Source organism: Lysobacter sp. CC-YZS074 (assembly GCF_056739745.1).
In genome coordinates this window covers 813,904-829,246 of the sequence record NZ_CP200301.1, presented here as the reverse complement: position 1 = coordinate 829,246, position 15,343 = coordinate 813,904, and the positions used below count along the sequence as shown (strand labels likewise).

10 protein-coding genes and 2 pseudogenes are annotated in these 15,343 nt (G+C 70.2%); 3 read left to right on the top strand and 9 right to left on the bottom strand.

Going from position 1 to position 15,343, the window contains the following annotated elements; genetic code table 11:
- Positions 1-109 precede the first annotated feature (109 nt).
- Positions 110-622 (top strand): pentapeptide repeat-containing protein, encoded by a 513-nt coding sequence (locus U8331_RS03530; RefSeq protein WP_481132880.1) that lies wholly within the window; start codon positions 110-112, stop codon positions 620-622.
- A gap of 385 nt (positions 623-1,007) precedes the next feature.
- On the opposite strand, the pseudogene U8331_RS03525 reads toward U8331_RS03530, so the two are convergent.
- The 5 genes and pseudogenes from U8331_RS03525 to pilG all read right to left on the bottom strand — a co-directional run.
- A pseudogene (locus U8331_RS03525) lies at positions 1,008-3,734 on the bottom strand (Hpt domain-containing protein); the annotation flags it as partial.
- A gap of 94 nt (positions 3,735-3,828) precedes the next feature.
- A complete protein-coding gene (locus U8331_RS03520; RefSeq protein ID WP_481132252.1) occupies positions 3,829-5,850 on the bottom strand; it encodes a methyl-accepting chemotaxis protein in 2,022 nt (673 codons plus the stop codon).
- Between the two features lie 79 nt (positions 5,851-5,929).
- Positions 5,930-6,475 (bottom strand): annotated as a pseudogene (locus U8331_RS03515) (chemotaxis protein CheW); the annotation flags it as partial.
- Positions 6,476-6,489: 14 nt separating this feature from the next.
- Positions 6,490-6,855, bottom strand: coding sequence for a response regulator (locus U8331_RS03510; protein ID WP_481132251.1), 366 nt, complete (start codon positions 6,853-6,855; stop codon positions 6,490-6,492).
- An 18-nt stretch (positions 6,856-6,873) separates the two neighbouring features.
- Positions 6,874-7,272 (bottom strand): twitching motility response regulator PilG, encoded by a 399-nt coding sequence (pilG, locus tag U8331_RS03505; protein ID WP_481132250.1) that lies wholly within the window; start codon positions 7,270-7,272, stop codon positions 6,874-6,876.
- A gap of 191 nt (positions 7,273-7,463) precedes the next feature.
- On the opposite strand from pilG, the gene gshB reads away from it, so the two are divergent.
- Together gshB and U8331_RS03495 are read left to right on the top strand one after the other, a co-directional pair.
- Positions 7,464-8,414: a glutathione synthase gene (gene gshB / locus U8331_RS03500; RefSeq protein WP_481132249.1), complete on the top strand. Its 951-nt coding sequence runs from the start codon at positions 7,464-7,466 to the stop codon at positions 8,412-8,414.
- Positions 8,411-9,292, top strand: coding sequence for an energy transducer TonB (locus tag U8331_RS03495; protein ID WP_481132248.1), 882 nt, complete (start codon positions 8,411-8,413; stop codon positions 9,290-9,292). Before gshB ends, U8331_RS03495 begins: the two co-directional genes overlap by 4 nt.
- Positions 9,293-9,312: 20 nt before the next feature.
- Here the strand turns inward: U8331_RS03495 and tsaB are convergent, their stop codons facing one another.
- The 4 genes from tsaB to mrcB all read right to left on the bottom strand — a co-directional run bounded on the left by tsaB (position 9,313) and on the right by mrcB (position 15,159).
- The gene (tsaB, locus tag U8331_RS03490; protein ID WP_481132247.1) at positions 9,313-10,017 is read right to left on the bottom strand and encodes a tRNA (adenosine(37)-N6)-threonylcarbamoyltransferase complex dimerization subunit type 1 TsaB; all 705 of its coding nucleotides are present in this window, start codon (positions 10,015-10,017) and stop codon (positions 9,313-9,315) included.
- A 66-nt stretch (positions 10,018-10,083) separates the two neighbouring features.
- On the bottom strand, positions 10,084-12,189 hold the full coding sequence (gene yoaA, locus U8331_RS03485) for a DNA repair helicase YoaA (RefSeq protein ID WP_481132246.1): 2,106 nt from the start codon (positions 12,187-12,189) through the stop codon (positions 10,084-10,086).
- A 1-nt stretch (position 12,190) separates the two neighbouring features.
- A complete protein-coding gene (locus U8331_RS03480; RefSeq protein ID WP_481132245.1) occupies positions 12,191-12,727 on the bottom strand; it encodes a hypothetical protein in 537 nt (178 codons plus the stop codon).
- Entirely contained in the window at positions 12,724-15,159 is a 2,436-nt protein-coding gene (mrcB, locus tag U8331_RS03475; protein ID WP_481132244.1) for a penicillin-binding protein 1B, read from the bottom strand. Before mrcB ends, U8331_RS03480 begins: the two co-directional genes overlap by 4 nt.
- Positions 15,160-15,343: the final 184 nt, after the last annotated feature.

Below are 15,343 nucleotides of genomic sequence, written 5' to 3'. Positions count from 1 at the left end.
TCGAGGCAGGCTTCGGCTTCGGCTTCGGCTTCGGCGTCGTTCTCGACCGCCCACCCCTGGACGACCGTTTCGTCGGTGCCACCGGCGATCGAAGTCTCGGAATCAGCCGATGCCGCGCCAGGCGAGTCACCTTCTGCCGCCGCGGCCACGCCGGCGCGCTCGCGGGCCAGACGATCCGCTTCGGCGTACTCGGCCTCGAGCAGCGCGTACTCACGCTCTTCTTCTTCTGCCAGGCGCTCGGCCTCGCGCTGCTCCGCTTCGAGCCGTTCGGCCTCGAGACGCTCGGCTTCGAGGATCTGCGCCTCGATACGTTCGACTTCTACACGTTCGGCTTCGAGACGCTCGGCCTCGAGCCGTTCGGTGTCGAGACGCTCGGCTTCGACGCGTTCGGCTTCGACACGCTCGGCTTCGACACGTTCGGCTTCGGCACGCTCGGCTTCGGCACGCTCGGCTTCGACGCGCTCGGCTTCGACACGCTCGGCTTCGGCACGCTCGGCTTCGAGACGTTCGGCTTCGACACGCTCAGCCTCGAGACGCTCGGCTTCAGCACGCTCGGCCGCGACACGCTCAGCTTCTAGACGCTCGGCTTCGAGACGCTCGGCTTCGACACGCTCAGCCTTGAGACGCTCGGCTTCAACACGCTCAGCCTCTAGGCGCTCAGCCTCGAGACGCTCGGCTTCAAGAGATTCACGGTCGGCTTCGCCATCCGCGATGTCCCCACCGGCGTGGCCGGGAACCGCGGAGGCGGCTTCTTCGTCCAGACCCGCGAACGGGGTCAGGTCGACCACCGAGAGGCCGCTGGTGCGGCGGGTCGGCAGCGGAACCTCGATATCGTCCGTCGGCGAGGGCGTACGCGCGGCCGGAAGGGTGTCACGGAGCGCCTGCATGCGGGCGGACAGCCCCTGGAACTCGGGAACGCGCGGCGAGCTCGACTGCAGCGCCGCAAGCGTGCGGGCCACCGCACTGGATACCGCGGCGATACCTGCCACGCCGTCGGCGGTCGGATGCTGGCCGGCCGCGAGCAACCGCTTGACGTAGGTTTCCGCCGGACCGGTGATCTCGGTGATCACCGGCACCTCGGTCATGGCGAATGCGCCATTGAGGGTGTGGATGGCGCGCTGCAGGCGGTCGTCCGCCGGCTGCGGCGCCTGCTGGCTGGCCGCCAGCCACTGCTCGATCGTTGCCAGATGGCCGTTGACCTCGGTGCCGAGAATCTCGAGCAGCACTGGATCCACCGATGCGGGAATTCCGCCGTCATCGTCGATGCCAGCGGAGGCGATCTCGGCGGTATCGACCTCGGGCGCTTCCGGTGCCGCCGGGGCGGCATCCACGACAGTATCCGGTGTGACCGGCGCTTCTTCCGCGGCGACCCTGTCGCCGTCGGCATCGGCCACAGTGGCGGGGACCGCCGGCTGCGGCGCGGTGTAGGCGACTTCTTCGCCGGCGGCGACGCGGTCGGCTACCGCCTCGATGCCCGCCAGGTCCGCCTGTACGACACCTTTCCCCTGCAGCGCCGCATGCAGCTGCGGCAGCGCGGCGTACGCGTGATCGACCACCCCGACGACGGCGGGGCTGGCGAGCCGGCTGCCATCGAGGACACGGTTGAGCATGTTCTCGATCTTCCAGCTGAACTCGCCCAGCGTCCTGGCGCCGACCAGCCGACCGCTGCCCTTGAGCGTGTGGAAGACCCGTCGGATCGAACGCAGCTGCTCCGGGTTGTCGGGCGTCTGCCGCCAGCCGGCGAGCATCTGCCCGAGGTTGCCGATCTCTTCCTCGAGCTCCTCCAGGAAGACTTCCCGGATGTCGTCGTCGATGTCGTCGCTGTGCTCGAAGCCACTCGGGCCGGCGGCGACCGTAGCGGTCGGCGCTTCGGCCGTGGCATCGATGCCGACGGCTTCGCTGACGGGTGCGGTTTCGGCAGCGAGGGGTTCGGGCGCCGGGACGGGCGCGCTGCTGGACGCCATGTCCAGCGCGGCCGCGGCGAGGTTCTCGTCCTCGACCGAGAGCGGCGACGGCGTCTGTTCGCGTGCCGGCATGGTCTCGCTCGGCAGCGGCCAGTAACCCAGCGACTCGAGGCTGTGGCGGGCGATCTCCAGGATGCGGTCGCGGTTGGGGCGCTGCTCGCGCAAGGCCTCCAGGTAGTACTCCACGCTGGCCAGCGCATCGGCCATGGTGTCGAGTTGCTGGCCGTTGGGCACGCGCTTGCGGCCGATCAGTTCGATCTCGGTATAGCGCTTGACCCCGAGCAGGTAATCGGCCGGCAGGTTGAGGTCGAGAATGCGCAGCGCGCCTCCGACTTCGTCCAGCAGGCGCGGGACCTCGACCAGTTCGGCGTGGTCCCAGCTCGTTTCCACGAAGGCGACGAAGGACTGCCGGGCGTCGCCGAAGTTGGCGATCGCCTCGCGCACGACCACTTCGAGCACCTTCCGCGACTCGCTCGCCAGCAGGTCCTCGTCGGCGCGATCGTCGCTCAGTCCCAGGCGCGACACCTGTTCGTCGAGCGAGGCATCCACATACAGCAGCGCCCCGGCGACATCCAGCAGCACCGACTCGTCGGCGGCGCGCTGGCCAGCGACGATCTCGTGCATCGCGTCGCGCTGCTGCAGCACCACGCCACGCGCAATGCCCAGGCCCATCATGCCGAGGGTGTCGCTGACCCGGCCCAGCGCCTCGACCTGAGGCCGCAGGTCGGCCACGTCGGTGTTGCCGGTGCGCAGGTGCAGGTCGAGCGCGTCCTTGACCCGCAGCAGGTCTTCCTTGATCGCCGCCGACACCGTGTCCAGCAGAGCGCGGTTGCGGCCGCTCAGGCTGCCGCGGGCGTGTTCGATCTCCGACTCGCTCGGCAGCTGGGCATCGAGGTCGAAGGTACGCCGGAGGTCGTCGAGTGCCGGGTGGCTGCCCGGGTGGTGGGCGACGTGGTAGAGCAGCTGCCGGGTGGGCTCGGCGTTGGGCTCGGTGGAAGGCGCGCTGAAGCCGTTGTCTTCGAGGATCTGGCGGGCCTCCCGCTCCACCCCGCCGAACGCCTGGCGCAGGCTGCGGGTGGGCGGCAGCGCGCCGTCGCGCAGCGCGTTGGCCACCGAAGAAGCGACCCAGAGCATGCGTCGCAACGGCTCGACAGAAGCTTCGGCAAGCAGCCCGTCGACCGCAGCGGCCAGCTGCGCGGCGTCGGCCGGCGCACCGTCCTCGGGCCACTGTGCCAGTGCATGGCGGAGTGCGACCAGACCGGGGCTGGCCGGACGCGCGCCGCTTCGGATCGTGGTCGCGACCGTCACCGGCGCGGGCAGGTGGCTCGGCAGCGGACGGTCGAGGTCCGGGGCGAACAGCACGCTTTCGTTGAGGCCGGCTTCGCCGCGCGTGGCGCGCAGCTCGTTGAGCAGCGGCAGCAGCACGATCGGAATGTCGCGGTGCCCGCCCTGCAGGCGCTCGAGGTAATCCGGCAGCTGCACCACGCCACGCATGAGCATCGCGCAGGCGTCGTCGCGGTCGGCGATTTCGCCGTGGACAAGCGCCAGCGCCAGCCGCTCCATTTCCTCGGCGACCATCGCCGGGGCGTACAGCTCGACCATGCGCAGGGTGCCGTGCACCTGGTGCAGGTGCCGCGCGCACGCGCGCATGCGGTCGGCGTCGTCGGCCGACTCGACGTAGGCCTCGATCTCCTGGCGCGCCTGGCTGAGGGTCTCGTCCAGTTCGGGCTTGATCCAGCCGAGCGTGGTGGTGTCGATTGCGTCGCGCATTACGGTCATCATCCACCCCGCCGGTCAGCGGGGCCGCGCCACGGGCGGCCTTGGCCGGGGGTCAGGCTGTTCATCGGTCGATCCAATCCGTGCCTCAGGCCGGCAGCTTGAAGTCGGCGACCGAACGGCGGAGGTCGGCGGCGAGCTGCGCCAGGTTTCCAATCGACTGTGCGGTCTGGTTGGCGCCCTGGGTGGTCTGCGAGGTGATCTGCTGGATGGTGTGCATCGTCTGGGTGATGTTGGCCGCCGCGCCGGACTGCTGCTGTGCGGCCGACGAGATGCCCTGAATCAGACCCGAGAGGTCGGAGGACACCTTTTCGATCTCGCCCAGCGCGGTACCCGCGTCTTCGGCGAGTCGCGCACCGGCGACCACTTCCGAGGTTGTCTGTTCCATCGAGCTGACCGCTTCGTTGGTATCGGCCTGAATGGTCTGCACCAGCGACTCGATGCGCTTGGTCGCATTCGAGGAGCGTTCCGCGAGGCGCTGCACTTCGTCGGCCACGACCGCGAAGCCGCGGCCGGCCTCACCTGCCGAGGCGGCCTGGATCGCCGCATTCAGCGCCAGGATGTTGGTCTGCTCGGAAATGTCGTTGATCAGTTCAACGATCGAGCCGATCTCCTGCGAGCTCTCACCCAGCCGCTTGATGCGCTTCGAGGTTTCCTGGATCTGGTCACGGATGTTGTCCATGCCCTGGATAGTCTGGCGCACCACGCCGGCGCCCTTGGTTGCGATCTGCACGGAGCGCTGCGCCACGTCCGCGGACTCGGCGGAGTTCTTCGACACCTGGTCGATGCTGGCCGCGATTTCGCTGATTCGGCTAGACGCGGACGTAATTTCCTGGGCCTGGTGCTCGGCGGCTTCGGCCAGGTGCATGGCGGTGGCCTGCGTCTCCTGCGCACTGGACGCCACCTGCACCGAAGTGTCGGTAATCGTCTGCACGAGGCTGCGCAGCTGCTCGACGGCGAAGTTGATCGAGTCCGCGATCGCGCCGGTCATGTCCTCGGTCACGGTCGCCTTCACGGTCAGGTCGCCTTCCGCGAGCGAGCCCATCTCGTCCAGCAGGCGCATGATCGCCTCCTGGTTGCGGTCGTTGAGTTCCTTGGTGGTCTGGTAACGCGCCTGCTGCTGGCGGTTCAGCGAGACCAGCAGGCCGACGATCGCCAGCAGCGCGAGCGCGCCGGAGATGATCGAGATCCACAGGTTGCCGAGGATGCTGGTGTCCTTGAGCGAACCGAAGGCGGTGAGCGCATCGAACAGCGAGCGGCTGTCGGCCAGCAGCTTGTCGGAACCGGCGGTGATCGCGTCGGCCGCGGCCTGTGCGCGGAACAGGTTCTGCGAGCTCGACAGGATCGCGTCGACGTCGGTCTTCATTTCCTTCCACAGCGCCTCGGCCTGGCCGAGGGCTGCCAGCGCGCCGGAGTTGCCGAGCGCGTTGATGCCGGTCGCTTCGTCGCCTTCGCGCAAGCCGGTCATGACGTTGTCGAAGATCGCCACGTCGCGCACCAGGCCCTCGCCGGCCGCCGCGGCGCCCGGGCCGCCGGCACGGATTTCGGTGACACGGCGGCCCATCGTGCCCGACAGCACCACCTGGCGCAGGGCGTAGTACACCTGCGACGAAGGCGAGCCGCTGGTCGACATCGCGCGGACCAGTTCGTCGAGCCGGGCCTGCAACTGCGGCACCTGGCTGGTGAAGCTGTCGGCGTTCTCGGCCAACCCCAGGACGGCCTTCTGGCTGGCGAGCAGCTGGTCGGCACTCTTGTCGAGCGGCGCCCAGGTCTGGGTGACCGCGTCGATCGGGCCGGCGACGCCGGTGGTGGCGCCGAAGTTGGCGTTCAGGTCGCCGACGTTCTCGTCGACCTGGGCTTGGGTGGCCCGGAATGCGTCGAACGCGCCGGCGTCACCGCCGACCGCTTCCTGGCCCTGCACGGCCAGCTGCTGCGACTGCACCTGCAGCGCCGACGCCGAGGCGCTGGCGCCGCCGAGGCGCGCGGCCTTCCAGGTGGCGTAACCGGTGTTCAGGCCGAACACCAGCACCGACAGGCCCAGCAGGATCAACCAGGTGTTGACTCCGACGTTGCGGGCCTTCCCGGCGACGGAATTCATATCAGTGCTCATGTTCGACCTCAAGTGCGTTGCTGACGCCGGGTTGACCGGTGAAGGACTCGGTGACGCGGGATTCGGGCCGCACCACGTCGGATGCGGCTTGTCTGAACTCGGGAGTGCGGGCCAGCCGTTCCAGGCTGAACACGCCCCACCGGGCACCGTCCAGGCGATAGACCCGGTCGATGAAATGGGCGTAGCGGCCGCTGGCCAGTTCGGCCACGGCGTCGTCTCCGCCGTCGAGCATCTGCTGCTCGGTGAAGCTGCGCTGGCCATAGAGCTCGTCGACCAGCACGGCCACGTCGCCACCCGGCTGGCGCACCAGCAGGATGCGCTGGCTTTCGTGCAGCACGGTGCGCTCGCCCTCGAGGAACTGCTTGAGGTCGACGATCGGCAGCAGGTTGCCGCGTACGTTGGCCAGCCCCAGCATCCACGGCTGCGCTCCCGGGACCACGGTCACCTGGGGCAGCGGGAGGATTTCGAGCACCTCGCCGAAGCCCGAGGCGAGCCGGCGGGCGCCAAGGCGGTAGCCCACGCCGCGCCACAGGCCCGGTGCATCGAGCTGCTCGGGCAGGCCGACGACGTGCGCCAGACTGCGGCGCTCGTAATCGACCAGCACATCGAACGGAGCCAGCTCCATCGCGTCGGACCCGCTCACGACCCCAGCAGCGCGTTGATGCGGGCGATCAGCTCGTCTTCGCGCGGTGGCTTGACGATGTAGTCCTTGGCGCCCTGACGCAGGCCCCAGGCCTTGTCGGTTTCCATGCCCTTGGTGCTGACGATCAGCACCGGGATAGCCTTGGTCTCGTCGTCCCGGGACAGGGCACGCGTGGCCTGGAAGCCGTTCATGCCGGGCAGGATCACGTCCATCAGGACTAGGTCCGGGCGCTCCCGGCGGCACACGTCGATGCCGTCCTCGGCGCTGCCGGAGGCCATGACGTCGTGGCCGTTGCGTTCCAGCAGCTGGGTCAGGACCGCCGTATCGGTCGGCGAGTCCTCGATCAGAAGAATACGTGCCATTGGTGCCCTACCCCCCGGTCAGGCGTTGACGTGCGTGCGAATCGCGTCGAGGAGTTCCTCGCGCGTGAATGGCTTGGTCAGGTATTGCTCGGAGCCGACGATGCGACCACGCGCCTTGTCGAACAGGCCGTCCTTGGACGACAGCATGATCACTGGCGTGCTCCGGAACAACTGGTTGTTCTTGATCAGCGCGCAGGTCTGGTAGCCGTCCAGCCGCGGCATCATGATGTCCACGAAGATGATCTGCGGCTGCTGGTCGGCGATCTTGGCCAGCGCCTCGAAGCCGTCGGTGGCGGTCACCACGGCGCAGCCTTCGCGTTTGAGCAACGTTTCAGCGGTACGGCGGATGGTCTTGGAGTCATCGATCACCATGACCCGCAAACCATCGAGGCTGCCGTTGCGACCCTCGTCCTGCATGTTCCAGTGTCCCCTGTTGCGAAGCGCCGACGCGGAACCCCCGGCGCGTCGCGAGGCTGTCTTTATTCCAAGCCGCGCGGGCGCTGTCAAGCACGGCGCGATCCACTGACGAACGTGAATGCGATGCCGGTCGCGCGGGCCGGCCGCGGACGCCTGCTACCATCGCGGCGTCCTCCCCTGCCGCTGACGCCATGCCGCTCGACATCGTCGTCGTGATGGACCCGATCGGGTCGATCAGGATCGCCAAGGACTCCACGTTTGCGATGCTGCTGGAGGCCCAGCGCCGCGGCCACCGGCTGTGGTACGTGCTGCCGGGCGGCCTGGCCGTGGATGGCGGCCGGGCGGTGGCGACGGTCTCGTCGCTGGCGGTCGCCGAGGACCCGGGGCACTGGTTCGACCTGGGCGGGGCGTCGCGGCTCGAGCTCGGACCCGGCCACGTGCTGCTGATGCGCAAGGATCCGCCGGTCGACAGCGAGTTCATCCACGACACCCAGGTGCTGAGCCTGGCCCAGCGCGCCGGCGCGCTCGTGGTCAACGACCCGCAAGGGCTGCGCGACTACAACGAAAAGCTGGCCGCGCTGCTGTTCCCGCAGTGCTGCCCGCCCACCCTGGTCACCCGCTCGGCGACGGACCTCAAGGCTTTCGTCGCCGAACACCGCGAAGCCGTGCTCAAGCCGCTCGACGGCATGGGCGGGCGCTCGATCTTCCGGCTGGCCCACGGCGATGCCAACGCCAACGTGATCCTCGAAACCCTGACCCAAGGCGGCCACAGCCTGGCGATGGCGCAGCGGTACCTGCCCGAGATCAGCGGCGGCGACAAGCGGATCCTGCTGGTCGACGGCGAGCCGGTCGACTACTGCCTGGCGCGGATTCCGCAGGGTGATGACTTCCGCGGCAACCTCGCCGTCGGCGGCCGCGGCGAAGGCCGCCCGCTCACCGAACGCGACCGCTGGATCGCCGCCCAGGTCGGGCCCGAGATGAAGCGCCGCGGCATGCTTTTCGTCGGGCTGGACGTGATCGGCGACTACCTCACCGAAGTCAATGTCACCAGCCCCACCTGCATCCGCGAGCTGGACGCGCAGTTCGGGCTTAACATCTGCGCCCGCCTGTTCGAAGTGATCGAAGCGCGCGCCGCCGCATGAGCGCGGCCGTTCCGCCGGCGGGGCCGGTGATCAGCGAAAGCCAGCGCCTGACCGCCACCACGGTGCTGTCGCTGCTGGTCCATGGCATCGCCCTGCTCGGGGTTGGATTCACGCTCGAGAACGCGGCGCCGGTGGTGCCGACCCTGGACGTGATCCTGACCCGCACCACCAGTGCATTGACGCCCGAACAGGCGGACTTTCTTGCCCAGGCCAGCAACCAGGGCGGCGGCGAGCACGACAGCAGCAGCCGTCCCAGCGAGCCGGTGTCCGGCCCGCTGCCGCAGGCCACCACCGCCGGCGTCGCTCCGCGCGAGCTGCGTGCGCAGTCGCCCGCCCCGCAACCGGAGCCGCGGAACCGGGTGGTCAGCAGCACCCGTGGCGAGGACGCCGCCCCGAGCGCGATGGCGACCCCGCAGCCGAGCGAGCGCCCGCTGCCGCGGGGCGACGAAAAGATCAGCCACGACATGGCGATGGCGCGCCTGGCCGCCGAAATCCACCTGCGCTCGGAACGCTACGCCAAGCGCCCCAAGCGCAAGTTCGTGTCGGCCAGCACCACCGAATACGCATGGGCCGGCTACCTGCGCGAATGGGTCGATCGCGTCGAGCGCGTCGGCAACCTCAACTATCCCGACGAAGCCCGCCGGCGGAGGCTGGCCGGCCAGGTGGTGATCAGCGTGGCGATCCGCCGCGATGGCAGCGTCGAGGATTCCGCGATCGTGGTGTCCAGCGGCATTCCACTGCTGGACGCGTCCGCCCTGCGCATCGCCAAGCTGGCCGAACCGTACCCGCCGCTACCGAAGACCGAAGACGACCCGGATGTCCTGCACGTGACACGGACCTGGGCGTTCCTGCCGGGCGGCGAACTGGTCGATCGCTGAACCCTGAGCCCTACCGGCGCTCAGGTAGAGGTACGCGAATTCCGCAGCGCCTGCTGTTCGGTGATGGTGAGCGCCACGTTGTTGCGCAGATAGGCCGGCTCGATCTTCTCCGGGGCGACGAGTTCCCCGCGCGCGGCGGCGCTGGCGGCGAGCCGGGCGACATCGGCGGCGTGCGGCAACGCCTTGGCATCGACCGACGCCAGCCGGCGCGCGAGATGGTCCTGCAAGGCGCCGTGACCGGCATCGAAACCCGTGCCGACACCGCGCCAACCGCTGCTTCCCTCCGGAAGCCGCACCTCCGTCGGCGCACCCACTGTTTCCGGCCCCAGCGCCCGCACGTCGCCGCCGGCGCACTCGAACGCACCGGCATAGACCTCGCTCATCCGCGCGTCGACCGATGCGAGCACGCGACCCTCGCCGGCCTGCAATGCCAGAGCGGCCAGCGTCGAGACCGGCACCATCGGCCGGTCCAGCGCGAGCGCGATGCCCTGGCCGATCGCGATGGCCAGTCGCACCCCGGTGAATGCACCCGGCCCACGCCCCACCGCGACGGCATCCAGCTGCGACCGGGTCAGCCCCGCTTCGGCCAACAGCGCCTCCGCCCACGGCAGGGCCAGCTCCGCGTGCCGACGCGGCGCGACCTCGAAGCGCTGGCGCACCTCGCCGTCATGCCACAGCGCCACCGAGCACGCTTCGGTCGCCAGTTCGAACGCCAGCAATTTCATGCCGTCGGCCTCCCACACGACGCACGGACGGACACGTGGACGGTGGAAGCGCCGATGGAGCGTTCTTCAATCATCGTGGAGTTCCATCAGCGGCGAAGGTGCCGATTCTGGCGCAAAGAACGCCTCCACGTCCTCGACCCGGCGCGTCCTCGGCAGCGGCGGCAGCGAATCCATGAACACGCGCCCGTAGCTTTTGCCAAGCAGGCGCGGGTCGCACAGCACCAGCACGCCGCGGTCGGTTTCGCTGCGGATCAGGCGCCCGGCACCCTGCTTGAGCGCGATCACCGCCTGCGGCAACTGCTCGTCGCGGAACGGGTTGCCGCCGCTGCGCCGGACCGCCTCCAGCCGCGCCTCGAACACTGGATCGTCCGGCGCGGCGAACGGCAGCTTGTCGATCACCACCACGCTGAGCGCATCGCCGGCGACATCGACGCCCTCGCGGAAACTCGCCGCGCCGAGCAGCACGCCGTTGCCGGATGCACGGAAGCGTTCGAGCAGGACCGGCCGCGGCGCCTCGCCCTGGACGAACAGCGGCCACGGCGCCGGGTTCGCGGGATCGCGCAGCAGGGCGGCGGCCTCGCGCAGGGCGCGGTGCGAGGCGAACAGCACGAATGCGCGGCCACCGGACGCGGCCAGCACCGGCAGCAACGCATCGACAATCGCCTGGGTGTAGTGCCGCGCCGAGGGCTCCGGCAGGCCACGCGGCAGATAGCAAAGCGCCTGCCGCGGCCAGTCGAACGGACTGGGGGCGAGCAACGTGGTCGGCTCGCGCAGGCCCAGCTTGATCGCGAAATGTTCGAATCGGCCGCCGATGGCGAGGGTCGCCGAGGTGAACACCCAGGCGGCCTGCGAGCGGGCGCGGTGCCGCGCGAGCGGCCCGGCGACGTCCAGCGGGGTACGGCTGAGGCGGAAGCCGCGCGCGGTGAGCTCGTACCAGAGCACGCTGGCGTCGTCCTCGCGCGCGAGGGGCCCGCGGTCGTCGCCCGGCGCGCCGCCGCCTTCGGCATCATCCGGCGCCGCCGTGGCCGCATCGTCTCCGTCCACGCCGGTATCGTCCCCGCTCACCTCGGCATCGTCCGCGCCTTCATCACGCCAGCGCAGCAAACGGTTCTCGAACTCCTTGGACCGCGCGGTGCAGCTGTCGAACCCCGGCGCGGCCTCGCGCAGCGGCAGCAGCGACGCGTGCAGCGTGCGCAGCGCGTCCAGCAACACATCGAGCGCCGCCTCGACACCGCCGTCCTCGCCGGCACGGCGGCGGGTGCCCCGCACCGGCAGTTCGTCCATCGCCGCCCGCAGGTTGCGGACCGCCTGCTCCAGCGCCCGCGCCGGCTCCTGCAGCACCGCCAGCGCGCCCGGCGCCTGCTTGCACTCGGCCAGTGCGTCGCGCGCGAGCTCGACCAGCGGCCGGGCGCTCAATGCTTCGCCGAAGAACTGCGCGGCGAGTTCCGGTAACTGGTGCGCCTCGTCGACCACGAACGCCTGCGCGCCCGGCAGGATCTCGCCGAAGCCTTCCTGCTTGAGCGCGAGGTCGGCCAGCAGCAGATGGTGGTTGACCACCACGAGGTCGGCCGCCTGCGCACGCTGGCGCGCCTGCACCACGAAGCAGTCGGCAAAGAACGGGCACTCGCTGCCGAGGCAGTTGTCGGTGGTGGAGGTGACCATCGGCAGCAGCGGCGAGTCGTCCGGCAGCGCCTCCAGCTCGGCCAGGTCGCCCATGCGGGTACGGCCGGCCCAAGCCACGATGCGCTGGAACTGCGCGGCCATGTCGCGGCTGTGGAAGCGCGGTTCGCCCTTGGCCTGCTCCAGCCGGTAGTGGCACAGGTAATTGGCGCGCCCCTTCAGCAGGGCGGTCTTGATGCCGATGCCGAGCGCGTCGCGCACGCGCGGCAGGTCGCGGTGATAGAGCTGGTCCTGCAGCGCGCGGGTGCCGGTGGAGACGATCGTCTTGAGCCCTGACAGGATCGCCGGGACGAGGTAGGCGAAAGTCTTGCCGGTGCCGGTCCCCGCTTCGGCCAGCAGCACGCCGCGGGTGTCGAACGCGTCGGCGATGGCACCGGCGAGGTCCTGCTGCGCCGCGCGCGGAGCGAACGCGGCGATATTGCGCGCCAGATCGCCACCTTCGTTCAGCGCCGCGCGGCTGGCGGTGCCGAGACGGCTGCCTCCTCCGCTCATTTCAGTAACGCGGCGGAGCGGCGACGGTGCAGGCTTCGCGCCGCTCGCGTGCCTCGGTGACCGACGCCAGAGCGCCCACGTTGGTCATCGCCCGCACCGAAGCGACCTGCGCGAGCGTTTCCCAGTGGCGGCGGCAGAGCGGGCCGACCTCGGTGCCGATCGAAATCGCGCGCCTGGCCAGCTGTTCGGCCGCTTCGACGTCATGCAGCAGCAGCGCCGCCTCCGCGCGTTCCTGCAACAGGAGCGGGTCGCCCGGGGTGATGGCCAAGGCCTCGTCCAGCGCCGCGGCGGCACCGGCGCCGTCCCCCTGCGCGTGCCGTTGCGCCGCCCGCGCACGCAGGTCGTCGACCTGCGGGTCGGCCAGCGGCTTGACTACCAGTTCAGCGTCGCCGGCCGTACCGGCGTTGCGGATCGCGGCGACCGCGGCCGCGGCGTCGAATGCCGGCGCCGCCAGCTCCGGCGGCCGGGTCGCGCAGCCCGCCAGCCACACGGCCAGTACCGCCGCGGCAGGCAGCAGGCGCGGATCGACGCGGCTCACGGCGCGTCCACCGGCTGCGGCTGCGGCTGCGGTGGCGATTGCGGCCGGGACGCGGGGGTTGGCGCGGGCGCGGACTCGACGGCTTGCCCGTCGTCACTGTCATCGCGCCCGAAACCGAACCATTCGCGCCAGCCGCCACGTTCCTCCGGCGGTGGCTCGGGCGGCTGGCACGGCTGGAACGCCGGAGCGAACCCGGCCACGAACGCGAACCGTCGCGCCCCGGCGCAGCCCGCGTCGGTGGTATGCGAGCCGACCACCCACTCCCAGTCCAGCCCCTTGTCGCTGACCGCCAGCGGCGTGCTCGGCAGGCGCTTGAAAATGCCCGACCACACGCGCATGCCGCCGGTGGAGCCATACAGCCCGGTCGGCTTGTTCTGGTCGTTGCCGACCCACGCGACCGCCAGGTGGTCCCCGGTGTACCCGGCGAACCAGCTGTCGCGGCTGTCGTTACTGGTGCCGGTCTTGCCGGCGGCGTTGAGCCGGCCAAGGCCGTCGGAGACCAGTTGCCGCGCCGTGCCGCTGGAAACGGTGTGCTGCAGCGCGATCGTGATCAGCCGCGCGGCGATCGCGTCGCCCTCCTGCGCCGGCGCCGGCTCGGTGTCGTAGCGGTTGAGCGCGCGGCCGTTGGCGTCGAGCACGCCGCGCACCGCGTGCAGCGGCTGGATCTCGCCGCCGGATGCGAGGAACTGGTACAGCTGCGCCATCGCGTACGGGCTCTGGTCGACCGAACCGAGGATCAGCGCGGGATTGGGTTCGGCCTCGATGCCGGCCAGGGTGCGGACGAGGTCGGCGATCCGGCGCGGATCGACCTGCATGCCGACCCGCACCGTGGCCTGGTTGTACGAGCGCGCCAGCGCGTCGATCAGGCGCACGGTGCCGTGGCTGCGTCCGTCCGAGTTGCCCGGGTTCCAGCGCTTGCCGTTGCCGAGCGCCACCGTCACCGGCGAGTCGTCGACCCAGCTGGCCAGTGACCATTGCTCCGGCTGCGCGAGCGCGAGCAGGTAGACGAACGGCTTGAGCAGCGAACCGACCGGCCGCTGCGCCTCGATCGCCCGGTTGAAGCCCGGCCGCGACGGCGTGCCGCTGCCGACCACGGCGAGGACGTCGCCGTTGTGCACGTCGGTCAGCACCAGGCCGGCCTGCAGGTCGGGACGGTTCTTGCTGTCAAGGCTTTCAAGCGTGCTGGTCACCGCGCCCTCGGCATAGGCCTGGGCCGACGGCGACATGCCCGACATCACGCTCAGGCCCGCGCCGGCGAGGGCGTCGGCCGGGTAGTCGCTGGCCAGCTGGCGCCGGACCAGGTCGACGTACGCGGGGAACCGGTTGGCCGAGTGGCCGGGCTCTTCGGTCACGCCCAGCGGCGCCTCGAGCGCGCGCTGGTACTCGGCGTCGTCGATCAGCCCGGTTTCGTGCATTTCCCCGAGGACGAAGTTGCGCCGTTCGGTGGCGCGTTCAGGGTGCCGACGCGGGTCGTAGTACGACGGTCCGCGCACGATGCCGATCAGCAGCGCGACCTGTTCGGTGCTGATGTCGGCCAGGTCGCGGCCGAACCAGAACTCCGACGCGGCCGCCACGCCGTGGATCGCCTGCGCGCCGCGCTGGCCGAGATAGACCTGGTTGAAGTAGGCCTCGAGGATCGTCTGCTTGTCGTAACGCGCTTCGATCAGCAGCGCGTAGATCGCCTCGTTGAACTTGCGGGTGAAGGTCTGCTCGGCGCCGATCCCGAGCAGGCCGCTGCGGGCGAGCTGCTGGGTCAGTGTGCTGGCGCCCTGGCGGGCTTCGCCGGCCTTCAGGTTGACCCAGGCGGCGCGCATGATGCCGCTCAGGTCGAGCCCGTGGTGGTGGGCGAAATCGCGGTCCTCCACCGCCTGCAAACCGGTCACCAGCAGTTCGGGAACCTCCTCGAGCTGGACGAGCCGGCGCTCCTCCTGCTTCTGGCCATACAGCGTCGCAATCCGCGCCGGGTCCAGGCGCGCCACCTTGATCGCCTTGTTGCTGCCGGCGTCGCGCAGCCGGCCGACCTTGCCTCCCGACAGCACCACCTCCACGCGCCGCGGCGCCACCGGGCCATCGACATCATTGAAGCCGCGGCTGGAGATCACCCAGCGGCCGCCGTCGCGGACGAAACTGCCCGGCCGCACCCCGTCGCCCGGGTGGTAGCCGGCCGCGGCCAGTTCGGTCGCGAGCGTATCGGCGTTCAGGGCCACCCCGGGCGCCAGCTCCAGCGGCCGGCCATAGACCCGGGTCGGCAGTTGCCAGCGCAGCTGGTCGAAGCGCTCGCCGACTTCGTGGTTCAGGTACAGCGAATAGGGAATCAGGAATCCCAGGCCGAGGCCGATCGCCGCCAGCAACCAGGTGATCAGGCGTCGGCGCCAGTGCGGGGCGTCGCCGTGGCCGGAGTCGGAGTCTTCGTCGTAATCGGTTCGGGCCACGAGCGCGACAGTCACCTGGATGAGCGGGAATTTTCGAGTCTAGCGTACCGCCCATGCGGCCCACGTCCCCACGCCGGTCGATGCTCGCTACCATGTACCGCTTTCGTTCAGACGGTGTCCGTGGCCTTGCTTTCTCCCGCGCTGTTCCCGCTCCGGCGCCTTCTGTCCCTGCTGCGCCGGGGCC

Coding starts and splice junctions, on each gene's coding strand:
- gshB (WP_481132249.1), top strand. CDS start 7,464: ATGCCGCTCGACATCGTCGTCGTGATGGACCCGATCGGGTCGATCAGG.
- yoaA (WP_481132246.1), bottom strand. CDS start 12,189: ATGAGCGGAGGAGGCAGCCGTCTCGGCACCGCCAGCCGCGCGGCGCTG.
- U8331_RS03530 (WP_481132880.1), top strand. CDS start 110: ATGCCGCGCCAGGCGAGTCACCTTCTGCCGCCGCGGCCACGCCGGCGC.
- pilG (WP_481132250.1), bottom strand. CDS start 7,272: ATGCAGGACGAGGGTCGCAACGGCAGCCTCGATGGTTTGCGGGTCATG.
- U8331_RS03520 (WP_481132252.1), bottom strand. CDS start 5,850: ATGAGCACTGATATGAATTCCGTCGCCGGGAAGGCCCGCAACGTCGGA.
- U8331_RS03495 (WP_481132248.1), top strand. CDS start 8,411: ATGAGCGCGGCCGTTCCGCCGGCGGGGCCGGTGATCAGCGAAAGCCAG.
- U8331_RS03510 (WP_481132251.1), bottom strand. CDS start 6,855: ATGGCACGTATTCTTCTGATCGAGGACTCGCCGACCGATACGGCGGTC.
- tsaB (WP_481132247.1), bottom strand. CDS start 10,017: ATGAAATTGCTGGCGTTCGAACTGGCGACCGAAGCGTGCTCGGTGGCG.